General features: G+C 74.0%; 12 protein-coding genes and 1 pseudogene. 7 read left to right on the top strand and 6 right to left on the bottom strand.

The annotated features are described in order from the left end of the window. Nucleotides 1-58: 58 nt before the first annotated feature. Both POF43_RS08470 and POF43_RS08465 read right to left on the bottom strand, forming a co-directional pair. Nucleotides 59-553 (bottom strand): ATP-binding protein, encoded by a 495-nt coding sequence (locus POF43_RS08470; RefSeq protein ID WP_271325563.1) that lies wholly within the window; start codon nt 551-553, stop codon nt 59-61. 180 nt (nt 554-733) lie between these two features. Next, entirely contained in the window at nt 734-1,501 is a 768-nt protein-coding gene (locus POF43_RS08465) for an enoyl-CoA hydratase/isomerase family protein (protein ID WP_271325562.1), read from the bottom strand. A 361-nt stretch (nt 1,502-1,862) separates the two neighbouring features. On the opposite strand from POF43_RS08465, the gene POF43_RS08460 reads away from it, so the two are divergent. Continuing rightward, nucleotides 1,863-2,783, top strand: coding sequence for a GHMP family kinase ATP-binding protein (locus POF43_RS08460; protein ID WP_282704488.1), 921 nt, complete (start codon nt 1,863-1,865; stop codon nt 2,781-2,783). 216 nt (nt 2,784-2,999) lie between these two features. On the opposite strand, the gene POF43_RS08455 is transcribed toward POF43_RS08460, so the two are convergent. Next, on the bottom strand, nt 3,000-3,932 hold the full coding sequence (locus tag POF43_RS08455) for a L,D-transpeptidase (protein WP_308217729.1): 933 nt from the start codon (nt 3,930-3,932) through the stop codon (nt 3,000-3,002). A gap of 169 nt (nt 3,933-4,101) precedes the next feature. Between POF43_RS08455 and glgX the strand changes: the two genes are divergently transcribed. From glgX to POF43_RS08440, 3 genes are all read left to right on the top strand, one after another. Next, nucleotides 4,102-6,423 carry a glycogen debranching protein GlgX gene (glgX, locus tag POF43_RS08450; RefSeq protein ID WP_372515905.1) on the top strand — a complete coding sequence of 774 codons (2,322 nt, stop codon included), beginning with the start codon at nt 4,102-4,104 and terminating at the stop codon, nt 6,421-6,423. A 344-nt stretch (nt 6,424-6,767) separates the two neighbouring features. Continuing rightward, nucleotides 6,768-8,579 (top strand): ABC transporter ATP-binding protein, encoded by a 1,812-nt coding sequence (locus POF43_RS08445; protein WP_303657704.1) that lies wholly within the window; start codon nt 6,768-6,770, stop codon nt 8,577-8,579. Then, a complete protein-coding gene (locus POF43_RS08440) occupies nt 8,579-10,432 on the top strand; it encodes an ABC transporter ATP-binding protein (RefSeq protein ID WP_271316978.1) in 1,854 nt (617 codons plus the stop codon). Before POF43_RS08445 ends, POF43_RS08440 begins: the two co-directional genes overlap by 1 nt. Nucleotides 10,433-10,521: 89 nt before the next feature. Here the strand turns inward: POF43_RS08440 and POF43_RS08435 are convergent. From POF43_RS08435 to glgP, 3 genes and pseudogenes are all read right to left on the bottom strand, one after another. Continuing rightward, nucleotides 10,522-11,046: pseudogene (locus POF43_RS08435) on the bottom strand (RloB family protein); the annotation flags it as partial. Next, complete coding sequence (locus POF43_RS08430; RefSeq protein WP_271316977.1) at nt 11,000-12,319, bottom strand: AAA family ATPase; 1,320 nt, start codon at nt 12,317-12,319, stop codon at nt 11,000-11,002. The pseudogene POF43_RS08435 and the gene POF43_RS08430, both read right to left, overlap by 47 nt. 145 nt (nt 12,320-12,464) lie before the next feature. Continuing rightward, entirely contained in the window at nt 12,465-15,071 is a 2,607-nt protein-coding gene (gene glgP / locus POF43_RS08425; protein ID WP_282704487.1) for an alpha-glucan family phosphorylase, read from the bottom strand. 617 nt (nt 15,072-15,688) lie between these two features. On the opposite strand from glgP, the gene POF43_RS08420 reads away from it, so the two are divergent. The 3 genes from POF43_RS08420 to POF43_RS08410 all read left to right on the top strand — a co-directional run bounded on the left by POF43_RS08420 (nt 15,689) and on the right by POF43_RS08410 (nt 20,938). Continuing rightward, entirely contained in the window at nt 15,689-17,689 is a 2,001-nt protein-coding gene (locus POF43_RS08420) for an alpha-1,4-glucan--maltose-1-phosphate maltosyltransferase (RefSeq protein WP_271312783.1), read from the top strand. Next, complete coding sequence (treS, locus tag POF43_RS08415) at nt 17,686-19,398, top strand: maltose alpha-D-glucosyltransferase (protein ID WP_271312782.1); 1,713 nt, start codon at nt 17,686-17,688, stop codon at nt 19,396-19,398. The genes POF43_RS08420 and treS overlap by 4 nt, the downstream gene beginning before the upstream one ends. A gap of 79 nt (nt 19,399-19,477) precedes the next feature. After that, a complete protein-coding gene (locus tag POF43_RS08410; RefSeq protein ID WP_271312781.1) occupies nt 19,478-20,938 on the top strand; it encodes a maltokinase N-terminal cap-like domain-containing protein in 1,461 nt (486 codons plus the stop codon). Nucleotides 20,939-20,971 lie beyond the last annotated feature (33 nt).

Raw genomic sequence — 20,971 nt, 5'->3', positions numbered from 1 at the left:
CACCGATGTACGGCACCGTCCACCGCCGTGCGGCTCCGACGCTAACGCACGGGGTGGGTCAGCGCTCGCCGTCGCGCAGTTCGAACCAGGCGGTCTTGCCGCGCGGCAGCAGGTCCACCCCCCAGCGGTCGGAGAGCTTGTCGACCAGCATCAACCCGCGGCCGCTGACGTCGAGGTCCTGCACCGGCAGCAGGCAGGGCAGGGCGCGGGAGGGGTCGCGCACCTCGACGCGGACCCAGCCGCGGCGGCGTTCCATGGTCAGGCCGAAGGTCTGCGCACCGGTGTGGCGCACCGCGTTGCCGACGAGTTCGGACACCAGCAGCTCGCAGGTGTCGCTGAGCGGTCCCAGGCCCCAGGCGCGGAGCTTGGCGAGGGTGAGGCGGCGGGCTGTGGAGGCCGACTCGGGGCGGGACTGGAAGCAGACCTCGCCGGCCGAGGGGTCGCCGAGGACCTCCAGGATGTAGGCGTCGTGCAGATCCCTCGGCACCGCCGGCCACGTCGGCGCGACGGTGCCCGACGGCGGTGACTGATGCGACGTTCCCCGACCGACCATGGCCACATGATGGCGTCCGGGACGCCGGTTCGGGCCGGAACCAAGGGAATTGACCCCGCACGAGGGAACGCCGGGCCTACCACCGGGTCATATGCCCACGGCAGCGGACACCCCGGCGTACCCCCTGTGACCTGGGGCGCGACCTGGGACGGCAGCGGTGGCCGGCGCGGTCGCGGGCGGTCAGCCGAAGTCGGCCTTGCCGGGGCCCTGCTCGACGAAGCTGCGCATGCCGGCCTCGCGGTCCCGGGTGGCGAACAGCCCGGCGAACAGGCCGCGTTCGACGGCGAGTCCGGTCTCCAGGCCGGTCTCCAGACCGGTGTCGATCGCCTCCTTGGCGGCACGCAGCGCGAGGGCCGGCCCCTTGGCGAGCCGCGCGGCCCAGGCGTGCGCCTCGCCGTGGACCTGGTCCGGCGCCACGACGCGGTCGGCCAGGCCGATGGCGAGCGCCTCGTCGGCCTTGACCATGCGTCCGGTGAAGATCAGGTCCTTGGCGCGCGAGGGGCCGACCAGCCGGGACAGCCGCTGGGTGCCGCCGGCGCCGGGGATCAGGCCGAGCAGGATCTCCGGCTGGCCGAACCTGGCGTTGTCGGCGACGATCCGGATGTCGGCGCACAGCGCGAGTTCGCAGCCGCCGCCGAGCGCGTAGCCGGTGACGGCGGCCACGACCGGCTTGGGGATACGGGCCACGGCGGTGAACGACTCCTGGAGCGCGCCGGCCCGCAGTGCCATGTCCTCGTACCCCATGGCCTGCATCTCCTTGATGTCCGCGCCGGCCGCGAACACCTTCTCCCCGCCCCACAGCACCACGGCCCGGATGTCGGCGCGCGCGGAGCACTCGGCGGCGGCCTGCCGCAGGGCGTCCTGGGTGGCGACGTCCAGCGCGTTCATCGGCGGGCGGTCCAGGCGGATGACGCCGACGCCGTCGGCGGCCTCAAGGTGAACAGTCATGCGGCGACCGTATCGTCCGGTGGCGGCGCCCGGCCCGGTGAGTGACGGACGCCGCACGGCGCGTGGGTGCCGGCGCGCCCGGCCGCGGGGCGCCGGGCGTTCGGCGGCTCCACCCCGGCCGGTCCGCCGCCCCCGCGGCCGGGCGTACCGTGGCGCACCGCGCGGGTGATGACCGGGACCGGCGCGGGGGTGCGGGCGGCCGGACGAGGTACTGGACGAGGGAGGAGCACGCGGTGGACGACGCGGTGTGGTGGCCGGCGCGGGCGGTGAACGGGCCGGGCACGCCGGGCGCGGAGCCGGCGGCGGCCGGGGTCCGTGGCGGAGCCGGGGCCGGGGTCCGTGCCGGGGCGGGGGGCGCGGCGTGAGGCAGGCGGTGGACGGGGTCGCGGCGTCGCCGGGGCCGCCGTACCGGGCGGTGACCGGGGTGGGTACCGCGTTCGGCACCTTCGGCGAGCTGTTGCAGGGCGTACTGCCCGGCGACGACGGGGACTTCCTGGTGACGCTGCCGATCGCCTGCTGGGCGCGCGCGACGTTCCGCCCGGCGCCGCACGGCGCGGCGCTGGAGGTGCGGCCGGCGCACAAGACGAAGGCGCTGCGGCTGACGCGGCTGGTGATGGAGTCGTCGCGGCGGCCGGCCGGCGGGCTGCTGACCCTGGAGAGCCGGCTGCCGGAGGGCAAGGGGCTGGCGTCGTCGTCGGCCGACCTGGTGGCCACCGCGCGGGCGTTGGGCGACGCGCTGGGCGAGCCGATGCCGCCGCGGCGGATCGAGTCCTACCTGGCCGGGATCGAGCCCACCGACGGCGTGCTGTACCCGGGGATCGTCGCCTACCACCACCGGCGGGTGGCGCTGCGGGCGCTGCTGGGGCCGCTGCCGTCGATGACGGTGGTCGGCTGCGACGAGGGCGGCGCGGTGGACACCGTGGAGTTCAACCGCGTCCCCAAGCCGTTCTCGGCGGCCGACCGGCGGGCCTACGCGGTGCTGCTGGAGCGGATGACGGTCGCGGTGGCCCGTACCGACCTGGCCGAGGTGGGCGCGGTGGCGACCCGCAGCGCGCTGATGAACCAGGTGCTGCGGCCCAAGCGGACGCTGGACGCGATGATCGCGGTGTGCCGCGAGGTCGGCGGCCTCGGCGTGGTGGTGGGCCACAGCGGTACCAGCCTGGGCGTGCTGCTGGACCGGCGCGAACCGTCGTACCCGCGGCGGCTGCTGGACACCGCGAGCGCCTGCTCCCAGCTGCTGGGCGAGGTGATGGTCCACCGCACGCTGGGCTTCGGCCGCTGACCCCGGCCGCACCGGCCCGCCCGCGCCCGGGTGTGACACCGCGCCACCGCCTCACGACGCCACCTCACCGGGACGCCGCGCCGCGCCATCGCGCCGCCGCGTCACGACCTCACCGCGCCGCCACGCCGACGCCGCACCGCGTCACCCGACCGGGCCGCCGAGCCACCTCACCGGGACGCCGAGCCAACGCCGCGTCACCGTCTCACCGGGCCGACCTCACCCCGTCGCCGTCCACTCCCGCCACGGCAGGTTCCAGCCGCCCAGGCCGTTGCCGGGGCCGACCCGCGGTCCGGTGGAGTGCGTGACGGTGACCGGGTCGCCGACCAGGGACTGGCCGTAGAGCCAGCCGGCCGGGGAGTCGGGGGCGCCGCCGCGCGCGTCGGGCAGGCCGACGCAGCCGTGGCTGGTGTTGGCGGCGCCGAACACCCCGCGCGGCGACCAGTAGTTGCCGTGCAGGAACGTCCCGGAGTCGGTCAGCCGCATGGCGTGCGGCACGTCGGCGATGTCGTAGGCGCCGCCGAAGCCGACGGTGGCGCCGTTCATCCGGGTCCTGGCGAACTTCTGCGTGATGACCATCGTTCCGTCGTACGTGGCGTGGCCGGGGTCGCCGGTGCTGACCGGCAGGACCCGCACCGTCCGGCCGCCGCGCCGCACGGTGAGGGTGTGCCGGGCGGCGTCCACCTCGTCGGCCTGCTCGCGGCCGACCCGGAAGACGATGTCCTTGCTCTGGGTGCCGTACCGGCCCGGCGCGGTCTCCACCCCGTCCAGCCGCAGCCGCAGGTCGACCAGCGTGCCGGCCGCCCAGAACCGCTGCGGCCGCAGGTCCAGGCGGCGGTCGCCGAACCAGTGCCCGGCGACCGGCACGCCCGGGGTGGCCAGCACCCGCACCGCCCGCGAGACCGCGCTGCGGCGGGTCACCGGATGGTCGAAGACCACGGAGACGATCATGGCGGTGCCGACCGTGCTGCCCGACTCCGGTGTGAAGTACCCGGTGGCGGTCCTCGGCGGCGGCAGCGGCACCGCCTCGTGCGGACCGCCGCCGGCCGGCAGCGCCAGCCACGTCAGGCAGGCCGCCGCGCCCGCCGCGCCCAGCGCGGCCACCGCCGCCCGCCGGTGCCCGCGCACCCACTCCACCGCCGCGTTCGTCACACAGGGCAACGTACCCGTCACCCGGGGAAGCGGGGCGGTGGGAGCGGGGCGCGTCAGGGAAGAACACCCGGAGGACGTGATCCGCGCGCGGTCCGGGACACCGCGCGCCGGGGCGTGCCGGTCCGCGGCGGCGCCCCGAGTCGATCCATTCCCCGACGGGAGACCTCACGTGGCACGCGCACCCGAGCACGACGCGGCGCGGGCGCGGCAGCGCGACCGGCGGGCCGGACGCGGGGCCGCCGCCCCCTCCGGGCCGCCGCGCGCGGCCGCGCCGCCCGCACCCCGGGCCGCGCCGGGCGAGGCGCCCCGGGTGTGGCCCGGCAGCCCCGACCCGCTCGGCGCCCGGTACGGCACCGGGCCGGACGGTGTGGAGGGCACCGGCTTCGCGGTGTGGGCCGGCGAGGCCGAAGGGGTCGAGCTGTGCCTGTTCGACGAGGCCGGCGCGGAGACCCGGCTGTGGCTGCCGGAGTGCACCGACGGCGTGCGGCACGGCTTCGTGCCCGGCATACGCCCCGGCCAGGCCTACGGTTTCCGGGCGCACGGCCGCTGGGACCCGTGGACCGGTGCCCGGTTCAACCCGGCCAAGCTGCTGCTCGATCCCCGGGCCCGCGCGGTGGACGGCGACTTCGCGGCCACCGGTCCCGACGGTCTGCCGCCCGCGTCGTGGTACGGGCACGCCCGCGACTGGCCGGACCGGGAGGTCGCCGACACCGTGCGCGACAACCGCGACTCCGCGCCCGACCTGCCCCGGTCGATCGTGGTCGCCGACCCGGCCGACCCGCTGGTGCCCGACGCCGAGCGGCCCGGCACCGCGTGGGCCGACACCGTGCTGTACGAACTGCACGTGCGCGGCTTCACCATGCGCCACCCGGACGTCCCCGAGGCGCTGCGCGGCACCTACGCGGGCCTGGCGCACCCGGCCGTGATCGAGCACCTGACAGGGCTGGGCGTGACGGCGGTGGAGCTGCTGCCGGTCCAGCAGTTCGCGCACGAGGAGCACCTGGTGCGGCGCGGGCTGCGCAACCTGTGGGGTTACAACACGATCGGCTTCTTCGCGCCGCACGCCGCCTACTGCTCCTCCGGAAGCCGCGGCGAACAGGTCACCGAGTTCCGCCGCATGGTGCGCGCCCTGCACGCGGCCGGCCTGGAGGTGATCCTCGACGTGGTTTACAACCACACCGCCGAGGGCGGCGAGTGCGGGCCGACGCTGTCGCTGCGCGGGCTGGGCAACCGGGCGTACTACCATCTGGGCGACGACCGGCGCCGGTACGACGACCACACCGGCTGCGGCAACACCCTCGACGCCGGCAACCCGGTGGCGCTGCGGCTGATCACCGACAGCCTGCGGTACTGGGTGGAACGCATGGGCGTCGACGGCTTCCGCTTCGACCTGGCCAGCGCGCTGACCCGCACCGGCGGCGAACCGGACATGGCCGCCCCCTTCCTGGCGGCGCTGGCCCAGGACCCGGTGCTGCGCCGGGTCAAGCTGATCGCCGAGCCGTGGGACACCGGTCCGGACGGCTACCGCGCCGGCGCCTTCCCGCCGGGCTGGTCGGAGTGGAACGACCGGTTCCGCGACACCGTCCGGGACTTCTGGCGCGGCGCCCGGCCCGGCCTGGCCGACGTCGGCTACCGGCTGTCCGGCTCCAGCGACCTGTACGACTGGGGTGGCCGGCGCCCGGCCGCCTCCGTCAACTTCGTCACCGCGCACGACGGTTTCACCCTGCGCGACCTGGTCAGCTACGACCACAAGCACAACGAGGCCAACGGCGAGGACAACCGGGACGGCACCGACGACAACCGCTCGTGGAACCACGGCGCCGAGGGCGAGAGCGACGACCCGGCGATCACCGCGCTGCGCACCCGGCAGATCCGCAACCTGCTGGCCACCCTGCTGCTGGCCCCCGGCACGCCGATGCTGGTGGCCGGCGACGAGATGGGCCGCACCCAGGGCGGCAACAACAACGCCTACTGCCAGGACGACGCCACCTCCTGGGTCGACTGGTCGCTGCTGGCCCAACCCCGCTGGCGCGGCGTGCGGGACCTGACCGCCCGGCTGATCGCGCTGCGCCGCGAGCATCCGGCGCTGCGCGCGGACGCGTTCTTCACCGGCCTGCCCGCCGACCCCGGCGGCGCGCTGCGCGACCTGGCCTGGTTCACCCCGGACGGACGGGAGATGACCGACGAGGACTGGGCCGCGCCGGCCGGCACGCTGGCGGTGTTCCTGTCCGGTGCCGACGTCGCCCGGCACGACGCCCGCGGCCGCCGCCTCACCGGCGCCGGCTTCCTGCTGGTGCTGCACGCCGGGGAGACCGCGACCGGCTTCACCCTGCCCGGTCCCCCGTGGGCGGCCGGCTACGAACCGGTGCTGGACACCTCCCGCGAATTCACCCTCGCGGGTGATGCCCCGGCAGACCTCCTCCCGGCGGGCGAGGAGACGGCGGTCCCGCCGCGCTCCCTGCTCCTGCTGCGCGCGGTGCCCCGGGCCTGACACCGTCGCGGCCGACGATGCGGTGGGGTCGGGGGCGCGGGGGGGTCGGGGGCACGGCGGGATCCACGGCCCGGCGGGTTCCACGGCCCGGCGGGTTCCACGGCCCGGCGGGTTCCACGGCCCGGCGGGTTCCACGGCCCGGCGGGTTCCACGGCCCGGCGGCGCGGCGTCAACCCGGTGCCGTCGATCCCGGCCGGCGCCGGCGCCGCGCCGGCCGCGGGGGTGCCGGGCGCGGACCCCCGGGCCGAAAAACCAGTGGCGCTGTCAGCGGTCGCCTTTAGTCTCGTACTGCGGTCCGACCTCCGGGCCGCGGTCCACGACCATGATCGACTGAGGGAGCCTCGATGACGGGCGGGGAGGGCGGTTCGGACCCGCGGGGCGACGCGGCGCGGGAGGTGCCGCGGCACTCGACGGTGCGGTCGCTGCTGCGGCTGCGGCCCTACGTGCGGCCGGTGGCGTGGCGGCTGGTGTGTTCGGCGCTCGTGGCGGTGACGGCCTCCTGCCTGTCGCTGCTGATCCCGCTGGTGCTCAAGCATCTGGTGGACGGCCCGGTCCGGCACCACGACCCCTCCGGCGTCTGGCTCGGCGGCGCGCTGGTGCTGCTGCTGGGGCTGGCGGAGGCCGGCCTGTTCGGCGTGCGGCGCTGGCTGGTGGCCCGTCCGATGGCCGCGCTGGAGGCCCGGATGCGCGGTGAGCTCTACCACCGCCTCCAGCGGTTGCCGGTCGCCTTCCACGACCGCTGGGGCTCGGGCCAGTTGCTGTCGCGCGGCACCAACGACCTCCAGATCGTGCGGATGTTCCTGACGTTCCCGCTGATCTTCCTGGTGGTGAACTCCACCACCGTCGTCGTCGGCTTCGTCATCCTGTTCTTCCAGCGCTGGACACTCGGCCTGGTGCTGCTGGCGCCGGTCGTGCCGCTGGTGACGCTGTGCACGTACTTCGAGTCGCGCTACTCGGTGGCCACCCGCCGCGCCCAGGACCAGATCGGCGACCTGACCACGCTGGTCGAGGAGTCCGTGCTGGGCATCCGCATCATCAAGGCGTTCGGCCGGCACCGCAGCCAGGCCCGGGCCTTCCAGCGGCAGTCGCAGGAACTGCGCGGCACCGAGCTGTTCAAGGCCGGTCTGCTGGCCAACCTGTGGGGCATGATGACCAGCCTGCCGGACGTGGCCCTGGGCAGCGCCCTGGTGTTCGGCTGCGTCCAGGTCGCCCACGGCACCCTCAGCAGCGGCACCCTGGTGGCGTTCCTGACCACCGGGCTGGCGCTGCGCTGGCCGGTGGAGTCGCTGGGCTGGCTGCTGTCGATCAGCAACGAGGCGGCGACCGCGGTCGACCGGTTCTTCGACGTGATGGACACCGCGCCGCCCGCCGACGACGGCACCGGCGCGGCACCCGCGGCCGGGCCGGCGGACGGCATCCGGTTCGAGGCGGTGCGCTTCCGGTACCCGGACGCGCCCGAGGGCACCCCCGACCTGCTGACCGGGGTCGACCTGCACGTGCGCTCCGGCGAGACCATGGCGCTGGTCGGCGCGACCGGCTGCGGCAAGACGTCGCTGACGGCCCTGCTGCCGCGGCTGTACGAGGCGACCGGCGGCCGGATCACGCTGGACGGCGCGGACAGCGCGGCGATGAGCCGCTCGCAGCTGCGCTCCCTGGTGGCCACCGCGTTCGAGGAGCCGACGCTGTTCTCCGCCACCGTCCGGGAGAACGTGCTGATGGGCGCGCCACAGGCCGGCGAGGAGGAACTGCTGCGCGCGCTGCGCACCGCCCAGTGCGGGTTCGTGCACGACCTGCCGCAGGGCGTGGACACCCAGGTCGGCGAGCAGGGCCTGAGCCTGTCCGGCGGCCAGCGGCAGCGGCTGGCGCTGGCCCGCGCGGTGGTGGGCGACCCGCGGTTCCTGGTGCTGGACGATCCGCTGTCCGCGCTGGACGTGCACACCGAGGCGCTGGTGGAGGCCGCGCTGCGCGAGGTGCTGGCGACCACCACCGCGCTGGTGGTGGCGCACCGGCCCTCCACCGTCCAACTGGCCGACCGCGTCGCGCTGTTGTCGGACGACGGTCGGATCACCGCGGTCGGCACGCACCGCGAGCTGCTGGAGACCAACGAGGAGTACCGCTGGCTGATGTCCGGCGCCGACGAGAGGAGCGCCGCCTGATGGCCTCGGTGACCGAACAGCCCGCCGACGAGCGGCAGGAGCCGGTAGCGGACGGCGGCCCGGCCGACCCGTTCGACCGGGACGCGCTGCCCGCCCCGCCGGGCGCGTCGCGGGCACTGCTGCGGGACCTGACCCGGCCGTACCGGGGCCGGATCTGGCTGGCGGCGATACTGCTGGTGGTGCAGCAGGCGGCGGCGCAGTCCGGCCCGCTGATCGTGGCGCTGGCCATCGACCACGCGATCCCGGCGCTGGCGCGGCACGACGCGGGTCCGCTGGTGGCGGTCGCGGTGGCGTACATCGGGTGCGCGGTGGCCGGCGGGGTGCTCCAGCGGGTGTTCATCCGGCGGTCGGCGGTCATCGGGCAGAGCGTGCTGCTGGAGCTGCGCGGCCGGATCTTCCGGCACGCGCAGTCGCTGGGCCTGGACTTCCACGAGCGGTACACCTCGGGGCGGATCATCGCGCGGGCCACCTCCGACGTGGAGGCGATCCGGGAGCTGATCACCGAGGGCATGCAGGAGCTGCTCAACGTCGGTCTGTCGGTGCTGTACATCTCCGGCGTGCTGGTGGTGCTGGACTGGAAGCTGGGGCTGGTCGCGCTGGTGACCGGGGTTCCGCTGGCGTTCACCGTGCGCCGCTTCCGCCGCCGGTCGAAGCTGGTCTACACCCGGCGGTCGGCGGCGATGGCGTCGGTCATCGTGCGGTTCTCCGAGACGATGAACGGCATCCGGCCGGTGCAGGCGTTCCGCCGGGAGGAGTCCAACGACGAGGAGTTCGCCGCGCTCAACCGGGTGCACCGCACGTCCAACGGCGACGCGATCCTGGAGATGGGCCGCTTCACCGTCTCCTCCTGGCTGATCGCCAACACCTCGCTGGCGCTGGTGGTGCTGTGGGGTGCCTACCGGGTGGCGTCCGGTTCGCTGGAGCTGGGTGTGCTGGCGGCGTTCGTTTTGTACCTGCGGCGGTTGTACGAGCCGATCGACCCGCTGGGGATGTTCCTCAACTCCTGGCAGTCGGCGGCCGCTTCGCTGGAGAAGATCGCCGGGCTGCTGGCGCAGATCCCGTCGGTGCCGGAGCCCGCGGCGCCCAGGACGCTGCCGCAGCGGGCGTCGGGGCGGCCCGGGCGGGCGGTGGAGTTCGCCGGGGTGCGGTTCGCGTACCGCACCGGCGGTGAGGTGCTGCCCCGGTTCGACCTGGCGCTGCCGGCCGGGCAGACGGTGGCGGTGGTCGGCGCGACCGGTGCCGGCAAGTCGACGCTGGCGAAGCTGCTGTGCCGGTTCTACGACCCGACCGAGGGCGCTGTCACGCTCGACGGGGTCGACCTGCGTGACCTCGCGGTGCCGGAGCTGCGGCGCGGGGTGGTGATGGTGACGCAGGAGTCGTTCCTGTTCTCCGGCACCGTCGCGGAGAACATCGCGCTGGGCGATCCGGACGCCACCGCCGAGGACGTGGTGGCCGCCGCGCGGGCCATCGGCGCCCACGAGTTCATCACCGCGCTGCCGGAGGGCTACGACACCGACGTCCGCAAGCGCGGCGGCCGCATCTCGGCCGGCCAGCGCCAACTGGTCGCCTTCGCCCGCGCCCTGCTGGCCGACCCGGCGGTGCTGATCCTCGACGAGGCGACCTCCTCGCTCGACGTACCCGGCGAACAGGCGGTGCAGCGCGCGATGCGCACCGTCCTGCACGGCCGCACCGCGGTGATCATCGCCCACCGGCTGTCCACCGTCGAGATCGCCGACCGCGTGCTGGTGATGGACGCCGGCCGCGTCGTGGAGGACGGCTCCCCCGACCGCCTCGTCCTGGGCGACGGCCGGTTCGCCGGACTGCACACCGCGTGGCGCGACAGTTTGGTGTGAGGCGGCCGCCGAGCACCCGCCCCCGGTGAGCCGGTCGACGGGTTGTGGCGCAGTTCCTCACCGAACGGTGCGAGGGCCTTGGCACGACCGACCGCGTCCTGCCAACCGCCGGCGAAATGACGGAAGTTCAGACCGGTCTTGGAGTAGCCGCCGGGCAGGTGCTTGTCCAGGAGCGGTTTGAGGTGGTCGCAGTCGGGTGCGAACGCGCGGTGGTCGACGTGGTGGAGGAGCAACCACAGCTCGAAGCACGGGTTGGACAGGGCGATCCGGATTCGGTGTCCCCGGCCGGCCGCGGCGACGGCCTGCGGGATGTCGTCGAAGTCGTCGACGTCCAGTACGCACCAGGTCTGGTCGAACGCGCCGGGGTCCCTGTCCTGCAACGTCCTCGCGTAGTCCACGACCTGGGAGGGGGACTTCGGACGCTCGACGATCTTCACCGAGACGGCTTGGTTGCGGGCTACGGTCCTGAGACCGCTGAGATAGTCACGCTCGGTCACCTCGGCGCCGCAGACCACCAGCAACCGTTCCCGGGAGGAACGCCGTTCGGTCCTCCGGTCGAGCGTTGACTCAAAAGAGGGGCACTTGCGGCCGGTCGGCTTCGGTGTCCTCGCCATTCGTATCCCCCCGGGTCGACAGCGCCCTGGCGAAACTGTCGTCGATGAACGGTACGCCGCCGTAACTGCCGCCCAGGTAGCGGCGTTCGCGGTTCTCCTCCTGCCGGGGTTTGAACTCGGCCAACGAGAACAGCTCCGTCTCCCCGTACTGGTTCTTCTCCACGAACCACACCTGGTCCCGTTTGAGGATGTCCTCCCCGTCGATCCTGCCCAGCAGGCTCGCGTCATGAGTGGTGAACACGAGCTGGGCACGCCGCGGATTGGTCTCGGCGCTCTGGAACAGGCCGATCAGGCGGGCTGTGAGCAGGGGGTGCAGGCTGGAGTCGATCTCGTCGACGACGAAGGTGCCGCCCTCGCGCAGGACCGACAGGAAGCGGGGGGCCTGTTCCAACAGGGCCCGGGTGCCGGCGGACTGGTCCTTCAACTCCATGCGGACCACACCGGAGCGTCCGCGGTGGCCGATCCAGGGTTGGATCATCTCTCGCCTCCCCCGGTCCTCCGGCAGCGCGAACAGGGCCTCCGGCGCGTACCGCGTGCCTTGGGCGTCACCGGCGTCGACCGGCACCCGCTGCGTACCGACCTCCTCGATGCCGAGGTCCGCGGACCGCAGCAGCTCCATGAAGCCGGGATGGCTTTCGGGGGCCTCCAACAGGCGAAGGGCTTCCAGGGCGTTCCGGCGCTGGCCTGAGGCCAGGCGCCGGAACTGCAGGCCGCGCACGAACCAGTCGTACACCGGCCGGAACGCGGCCTGCTTGGAACGCGCGGCAACCGACATGAACAGGACGTTGGGCTCGGTGATGGACTCCACGAGCCGCAGTTCGCGCTCCGACTGCGAGTCCCCGGGTTCCACCTCGTCGGGCATCCGCTGGAAGATCTTCCGCCGCCGGCCGTGCGGGTAGCAGTACAGCCACTCGTCGAGCACCCGGTCGTCGTCGATGCTGAAACCGTAGGTGTACCGGACACCGTCCAGCAGCAGGTCCACAACGTACCAGGACGGGTCGCCCCCGGCCTCCTCGTCGAGGCGGAACGGCCGGCGCGGTACCCCGCCGTCGGGTTCGGCGTCGCGGTGTGAGCCGACGACCATCCGGGCCATGAACATCAGCGCGTCGATCAGGTTGGACTTGCCGGCGGCGTTCGCGCCGAAGACACCGGCTACCGGGACGGCCTCCCAGTTCGTGCCGGACGGACGGTCGGCGTCGTAGACCGGGTGGAGCTGGAGCTCCTGCTCCTCCCGGATGGAGCGATGGTTCGCAACCCTGAAGTTCAGTAGCACCTCGTCCTCCGTTTTCCCGGATCTTGATCGCCTTCGTGCAAGTGAATCGCAAGCTCCGACCTGTGGCAACGAGAATCGGGGTTTTCCACCCGGACGGGGTGGCGCGGGCAGCCACCGCGCCGTCCACACCGCGCGGCCGTCCGCCCTACCGCAGTACCCCCGCCGTCATGCCCTCCGTCTCCAACGGCAGGGCGACCAGGCCGAGTTCGGCCGGGGAGGCCAGGAGGGGGTGGGTGGGCAGGACGCGGACGGTGTAGCCGAAGGGGCCGCCGTGGGTGAGGGGGAGGGTGCCCTCGTAGGGGGCGGTGCCGTCGGGGGCGGGGGCGGCGGCGGGTTTGAGGGGGCGCACGGTGGCGGCGGTGATGCGGTCGGCGTCGTCGACCGGGCCGTACACCAACTGCACGTCGACGTCGGAGGGTTGAAGGCCGCCGAGGGCGACGCGGGCCCGCAGGGGGAGGTCGGCGCCGACCTCGGGGCCGCTGTCGGGCGGTGCGGCGTCGAGCTGGTCGACGCGGACCGACGGCCAGGCCCGGCGCACCCGGTCCTTCCAGGCGGCGAGGTCGCGGACGGCCTGGTCGGTGGCGGCGCGGTGGGCGCGGGCGGCCGGACCGTAGAGCTGCTCGACGTAGTCGCGGACCATGCGGCCGGCCAGCACCTTCGGGCCCAGGGTGGCCAGGGTGTGGCGGACCATGCCGGTCCACTCGGCCGGTACGCCGTCGCGGCCGGTGTCGTAGAACCGCGGCGCGACCCGCTGCTCGATCAGGTCGTACAGCGCGGCGGCCTCGATGTCGTCGCGGCGTTCGGGGTCCTCGTCGGCGCCGTCGGCGGTGGGGATGGGCCAGCCGTTGCGGCCGTCGTACCACTCGTCCCACCATCCGTCGAGGACCGACAGGTTGAGGCCGCCGTTGAGCGCGGCCTTCATGCCGGAGGTGCCGCAGGCCTCCAGCGGGCGCAGCGGGTTGTTGAGCCAGACGTCGCAACCGGGTACCAGGGTCTCGGCCATGCCCATGTCGTAATCGGGCAGGAAGACCACGCGGTGCCGGACGGCGGGGTCGTCGGCGAACCGGACGAGTTCGCGCACGAGGCGCTTGCCGCCCTCGTCGGCGGGGTGCGCCTTGCCGGCCACCACGAACTGCACCGGGCGTTCGGGGTGCAGCAGCAGCGCGGTGAGGCGGTCGCGGTCGCGCAGCATGAGGGTGAGGCGTTTGTAGGACGGCACGCGGCGGGCGAAGCCGATGGTGAGCACGTCCGGGTCGAGGACGTCGTCGGTCCAGCCGAGTTCGAGCCGGTCGGCGCCGCGGCGCAGCCAGGACTTGCGCAGCCGCACCCGGGCGTCGTCGACGAGCCGGGAGCGCAGGACGCGGCGCAGTTCCCACACCGCCGCGTCGGGCAGGTCGCGCAGCGCCGCCCAGGTCCGTTCGTCGCCGAGGGCGAGCGCCTCCTCGCCGCCGAGCCGGGGGCCGATGGCGGCGAGGGTGGCGTCGGCGATCCAGGTGGGGGCGTGCACGCCGTTGGTGATGGAGCCGATCGGCACCTCGTCCGGGTCCAGTCCCGGCCACAGCCCGGCGAACATCTCCCGGCTGACCGCACCGTGCAGCGTGGAGACGCCGTTGGCCCGCTGGGCGAGCCGCAGGCCCATCACGGCCATGTTGAACACGCCCGGGTCGCCGCCGGGGTAGGTCTCGGCGCCGAGGTCGAGGACCCGGTCGGCGGGGACGCCGGGCAGTTCGCCGTCGTCGCCGAAGTGCCGGGCGATCAGGCCGCGTTCGAAACGGTCGATGCCGGCCGGGACCGGGGTGTGGGTGGTGAAGACGGTGCCGGAGCGGACGGTCTCCACGGCGGCGTCGAAGTCGAGCCGGCCGCTGAGTTCGCTGACGCGCTCCAGGCCGAGGAACCCGGCGTGGCCCTCGTTGGTGTGGAAGACCTCCGGGGCGGGGTGGCCGGACAGCGCGCAGTAGGCCCGCACCGCCCGGACCCCGCCGATGCCCAGCAGCATCTCCTGGAGCAGCCGGTGCTCGCTGCCGCCGCCGTAGAGCCGGTCGGTGACCTCGCGCCCCTCGGCGGTGTTGCCCTCGACGTCGGAGTCGAGCAGCAGCAGTGGGACCCGGCCGACCTGCGCCTTCCACACCCGCGCGTGCAGCGGTCGGCCGCCGGGCAGCGTGAGGGTGACGCCGACCGCGGTGCCGTCGGGCCGGGGCAGCGGTTCGAGCGGCAGCGCGTTGGGGTCGAGCACCGGGTACTGCTCGCGCTGCCAGCCGTCGCGGTCCAGCGACTGGCGGAAGTAGCCGTGCCGGTAGAGCAGGCCGACGCCGATCAGCGGCACGCCGAGGTCGCTGGCGGCCTTCAGGTGGTCGCCGGCCAGGATGCCCAGGCCGCCGGAGTACTGCGGAAGGGTGGCGGTGATGCCGTATTCGGGCGAGAAGTAGGCGATGGCGGCCGGCAGCCGGACCGGGTCCTGGCGCTGGTACCAGCGCGGGCGGGCGAGGTAGTCGCCCAGGTCGTCGGCGGCGGCCGCCAGCCGGCGGCGGAACGCGCGGTCCCGGGCCAGTTCCGCCAGCCGGTCGGCGGGGACCGACGCCAGCAGCCGCAACGGGTCGCCGCCGGCCGCGGCCCAGCCGTCCGGGTCGACGGACCGCAGCAGCTCCCGGGTCGGCGGGTGCCAGGACCAGCGCAGGTTCCGCGCCAGCTCGCGCAGCGGCCGCAGGGGCTCGGGCAGGACGGTGCGAACGGTGAACCGACGAATAGCCTTCACCCTTCGACCGTAACCGGGGCGGACGGATTCGGGGCGCTCCAACGGGCTCGACGGGCGCGCCGGACGGACACCGCCGGCCGGGTGCCGACCGCACCCCGAGCCACACCCCCGCCCGGCGCCGCACCGCACCCCGAGCCACACCCCCGCCCGGTGCCGGACCGCGCACCCCCGGCCACACCCCCGCCCGGCGCCGCACCGCACCCCGAGCCACACCCCCGCCCCGCACCGAACCGCACCCCCGGCCACGCCTCCGCCCCGCACCGAACCCCAAACCACGCCCCCGTCCCGCCCCCGCCCGATACTCCCCCGACCCGTTTCGCCGTCGTTCGTAACTCATGCGTGTCCTCCGGGAGGACCGGGGCAGGCTAAGCAGCGGCGGGGGGACGGGACCGGGGCGGAACCGGGTGAGGGGCCGGTCCGTGCGGGTGCGGACGTCGCACCGACATCGGGCCGTAACACGGCGAAGCGCCATCGGAAAACTCCTTCACGTTTCATCCAGATCAGCCGAGTGGCCGCAGGCGGGAGCGAGGATGCGGGCGAGTGCCGAGCCGGAGAAAGCGCTAAAAAGGGCCTTGGGGGCACCGAGACCACGTAACGACACGAGCCCAGGTGACGCAATGACCGCTCGGATCCCGGTAGTGGACCCCAGCCCGCTGGTGGACTGCGGGCGACGGGCCGCGAAGGCCGTCGTGGGCGAGGCGTTCGAGGTGTCGGCGACGGTGTTCCGTGAGGGGCACGACGCGGTGGCCGCGAACGTGGTGCTGCGCGACCCGGCGGGCCGCGCGGGGCCGTGGACGCCGATGCGGGAGCTGGCCCCCGGTACCGACCGGATGGGCGCGCTGGTCACCCCCACGGCGGAAGGGCACTGGACGTATACGGTCCAGGCCTGGTCCGACCCGGTGGGCACCTGGCGGCACACCGCGCGGATCAAGGTCCCGGCCGGCATCGACACCGGCCTGGTCTTCGACGAGGGCGCCGCGCTGCACGAGCGGGCGGCGGCCGGGGTACCGAAGGCGGCGGGCCGCGCGGCGGTGCTGGACGCGGTGGACGCGTTGCGCGACACCTCCCGGCCGGTCGCCGACCGGCTGGCGGCGGCGCTGACCCCCGAGGTGGTCGCGGTGCTGGACCGGTGGCCGCTGCGGGAGCTGGTCAGCGAGCACCCGCCGCTGCCGTTGCTGGTGGAGCGGCGCCGGGCGCTGTACGGCTCCTGGTACGAGTTCTTCCCGCGCTCGGAGGGCGCGGTGGTGCCGCCGGGCGGGACGCCGGTGCCGGGCACCCTGCGCACCGCGGCGGAGCGGCTGCCGGCGGTGGCGGCGATGGGGTTCGACGTGGTGTACCTGCCACCGGTCCACCCGATCGGCCGGTCGTTCCGCAAGGGGCCGAACAACACCCTGTCGGCGGCGCCGCACGACGTGGGCTCGCCGTGGGCGATCGGTTCGCCGGACGGCGGCCACGACGCGATCCACCCGGACCTGGGCACGCTGGCGGACTTCGACGCCTTCGTGGCGCGGGCCCGGGAGCTGCGGATGGAGGTGGCGCTGGACTTCGCGCTCCAGTGCTCGCCGGACCACCCGTGGGTGACCGAGCACCCCCGGTGGTTCGCGCACCGGGCGGACGGTTCGATCGCCTACGCGGAGAACCCGCCGAAGAAGTACCAGGACATCTATCCGCTGGCCTTCGACGAGGACTTCGACGGGCTGGTCGCCGAGACGCTGCGGCTGCTGCGGCACTGGATGGCGCACGGGGTGCGGATCTTCCGGGTCGACAACCCGCACACCAAGCCGGTGGTGTTCTGGGAGGCGGTGCTCGGCGAGGTCAACAGGACCGACCCGGACGTGATCTTCCTGGCCGAGGCGTTCACCCGGCCGGCGATGATGCGGGAGCTGGCCAAGGTCGGCTTCCAGCAGTCGTACACGTACTTCACCTGGCGCAACACCAAGGACGAGCTGACGGAGTACCTGACGGAACTGAGCGGGCGCACCGCGCACTTCATGCGGCCGAACCTGTTCGTCAACACCCCCGACATCCTGCCCGGCTACCTCCAGCACGGCGGCCGCCCGGCGTTCGAGGTGCGGGCGGTGCTGGCCGCGACGCTGTCGCCGTCCTGGGGGGTCTACGCCGGTTTCGAGCTGTGCGAGGGCACCGCGTACCGGGAGGGGGGCGAGGAGTACCTGGACTCGGAGAAGTACCAGCTGCGGCCGCGCGACTGGGCGGCCGCCGAGGCGGAGGGCCGGTCGCTGGCGCCGCTGCTGACCACGCTGAACCGGATACGGCGGCGGCACCCGGCGTTGCAGACGCTGCGCGGCCTGCGCTTCCACCGCACCGACAACGACGCGGTGATCGCCTACTCCAAACGGGCGGCCACCCAGGACGGCGGGCACGACACCGTCGTGGTGGTCGCCAACCTCGACCCGCACCACACCCGCGAGGCGACCGTCTCGTTGGACATGCCGGAACTCGGCCTGGACTGGGGCGAGTTCGTACTCGTCCACGACGAGCTGACCGGCGAGACCTACCGCTGGGGCAGCGACAACTACGTCCGCCTGGAACCGGGGAACCGCCCGGCGCACGTGCTGACGCTGCGACCGTCCTCACCGATCGGAGGGTCACCCAATTGATCGTCAACGAGCCCGTCCAGGACACCTTCGAGGACACGCCCGCCAAGGACCGTGATCCCGACTGGTTCAAGCGCGCGGTCTTCTACGAGGTGCTGGTCCGCTCCTTCCACGACAGCAACGGCGACGGCGTCGGCGACCTCAAGGGGCTGACCGCCAAGCTGGACTACCTCCAGTGGCTGGGGGTGGACTGCCTGTGGCTGCCGCCGTTCTTCGCCTCGCCGCTGCGCGACGGCGGCTACGACGTGGCCGACTACACCGCGGTGCTGCCGGAGTTCGGCAACCTGGCCGACTTCGTGGAGTTCGTCGACGCCGCGCACCACCGCGGCATGCGGGTCATCATCGACTTCGTCATGAACCACACCAGCGACCAGCACCCGTGGTTCATCGAGTCGCGCGCCAACCCCGACGGCCCGTACGGGGACTACTACGTGTGGGCCGACGACGACAAGCAGTACCCGGACGCGCGGATCATCTTCGTCGACACCGAGACGTCCAACTGGACGTTCGACCCGGTGCGCCAGCAGTACTACTGGCACCGGTTCTTCTCCCACCAGCCGGACCTGAACTACGAGAACCCGCGGGTGCAGGAGGAGATGATCGCCGGCCTGAAGTTCTGGCTGGACCTGGGCATCGACGGGTTCCGGCTGGACGCGGTGCCGTACCTGTACGCCGAGGAGGGCACCAACTGCGAGAACCTGCCGGCCACCCACGAGTTCCTCAAGCGGGTGCGCGCGGAGGTCGACGAGTCCTACCCCGACACGGTGGTGCTGGCCGAGGCCAACCAGTGGCCGGAGGACGTCGTCGACTACTTCGGCGACTTCGAGGGCGGCGGCGACGAGTGCCACATGGCGTTCCACTTCCCCGTCATGCCGCGCATCTTCATGGCGGTGCGGCGCGAGTCGCGCTACCCGGTCTCGGAGATCCTGGCGAAGACCCCGGCCATCCCGAAGAACTGCCAGTGGGGCATCTTCCTGCGCAACCACGACGAGCTGACCTTGGAGATGGTCACCGACGAGGAGCGCGACTACATGTACTCCGAGTACGCCAAGGATCCGCGGATGCGGGCCAACATCGGCATCCGCCGGCGGCTCGCCACCCTGCTGGACAACGACCGCAACCAGATCGAGCTGTTCACCGCGCTGCTGCTGTCGCTGCCCGGCTCGCCGATCCTGTACTACGGCGACGAGATCGGGATGGGCGACAACATCTGGCTCGGTGACCGGGACGCGGTGCGCACCCCGATGCAGTGGACGCCGGACCGCAACGCCGGCTTCTCCTCCTGCGACCCGGGCCGGCTGTTCCTGCCGACGATCATGGACCCGGTCTACGGCTACCAGGTGACCAACGTCGAGGCGCAGATGTCGAGCCCCAGCTCGCTGCTGCACTGGACCCGGCGGATGATCGAGATCCGCAAGCAGAACCCGGCCTTCGGCCTCGGCTCGTACACCGAACTGCCGTCCAGCAACCCGGCGGTGCTGGCCTTCCTGCGCGAGGTCTCCACCGCCGAGGGCGACGACCTGGTGCTGTGCGTGCACAACTTCTCCCGGTTCCCGCAGCCGACGGAGCTGGACCTGCACGCCTGGGAGGGCCGCCGCCCGGTCGAACTGATCGGCGGGGTGAGCTTCCCGCCGATCGGCGAGCTGCCGTACCTGCTGACGCTGGCCGGGCACGGTTTCTACTGGTTCCGGCTGCGCCGGGACGCGGTCTGATGCGCGCCCCGGCGCCGACCGCGCCCACGCCCACGCCCACGCCCACGCCCACGCCCACGCCCACCGAGGAGGGGACACCATGCCGCAGACCTCGTCGCCGCACCGCGGCACGGCCCGCGCCGACCGGGCGGACGGCGCGATGACCGGCGGCCGGGTCCCGGGTCCGGCGGCGCCGGACCCGGGACCGGACGGCGCCGGGCTGCTGCGCGGTCTCGACCCGCTGCTGCGGGCCTGGCTGCCCGAGCAGCGCTGGTTCGCCGGCAAGGGCCGGGAGATCACCGGTTTCCAGCTGCTGAGCGCGGTCGAACTCCTGCCGTGCGACGGGCGGTTGGGCACCCCGGGGCTGCTGCACCTGCTGCTGGACGTCGAGCAGGCCGGCGGCGGCGCCGACTGCTACCAGCTGCTGCTGGGCACCCGCGAGGTGCTGCCGCCGGCGCTGGGCGGCGCACTGCTGGGCCGGGCCCGGGAGGGGTCGCTGGCCGGGCTGACGGTCTACGAGGCGCTGTACGACCCGAAGCTGGCCGGGCTGCTGCTGGAACGGCTGCGCACCGGCGGCCGCACCGGGCCGCTGCGGTTCTCCGCCGAGCCCGGCACCGTCGTACCGGCCGGGCTGCCGGCCCGGATGTCGGGCGCCGAGCAGTCCAACTCGTCGGTGATATACGGCGACGCGTTCATCCTGAAGGTCTTCCGGCGCATCTCGGCCGGTACCAACCCCGACCTGGAGGTGTCGCTGGCGCTGGCCCGGTCCGGCTGCCCGCGGGTGCCGGCGCCGGCCGCCTGGTTCGAGGCGCTGGGCCTGCACGACGAACCGGCGACCCTGGGGGTGCTGCAACGTTTCCTCCACGGCTCCAGCGAGGGCTGGGCGCTGGCGCTGGAGTCGGTCGACGGCGACGGGCCGGAGTTCACCGACGCGGCGCGCGAGCTGGGAGCGGCGACCGCGCAGGTGCACGGCGCGCTGGCCGAGGCGTTCCCGCGCGAGAGGCTGGACGCCGCGCAGGTCGGGCTGCTGGCCACCGCGATGACCGACCGGCTGCGGACCGCGGCCCGGGCGGTGCCGCAGCTGGCGCCGTACGCGGACCGGCTGGCCGGCGCCTACACCGACCTGGCCGAACTCGGCGAGCGCGGCGACGGGCTGGGCGCCCAGCGCATCCACGGCGACCTGCACCTGGGGCAGGTGCTGCGCACCGAGGACGCCGGCTGGGTGCTGATCGACTTCGAGGGCGAGCCGTCCCGGCCGCTGTCCGAACGGCGCCGCCCGCAGCCGCCGATACAGGACGTCGCGGGCATGCTGCGGTCCTTCGACTACGCCGCCCGGCACCGCGATCCCGGCTCACCGGCGGCGGCCGCCTGGGCGGAACGGCAGCGTGACGCGTTCTGCGCGGGGTACGCGGACGCCGGCGGCCGTGATCCGCGCCGGGCCGCGGTGACGTTGCGGGCGTACGAGACCGACAAGGCCGTCTACGAGGTGCTGTACGAGGCACGGCACCGCCCGCGGTGGCTGCCGATCCCGATGGCGGCGGTGGAGCGGCTGGCGGCCTGACCGGCCCGGGCGGCGCCGGCCGCCGGGCCCGGC

Origin of the sequence: Streptantibioticus silvisoli, assembly GCF_027947535.2 — a bacterium.
Classification (GTDB): Bacteria; Actinomycetota; Actinomycetes; order Streptomycetales; family Streptomycetaceae; genus Streptantibioticus_C; species Streptantibioticus_C silvisoli.
The sequence above is the reverse complement of the archived record's forward strand: the minus strand, read 5'-3'. Positions and strand labels throughout refer to the sequence as shown.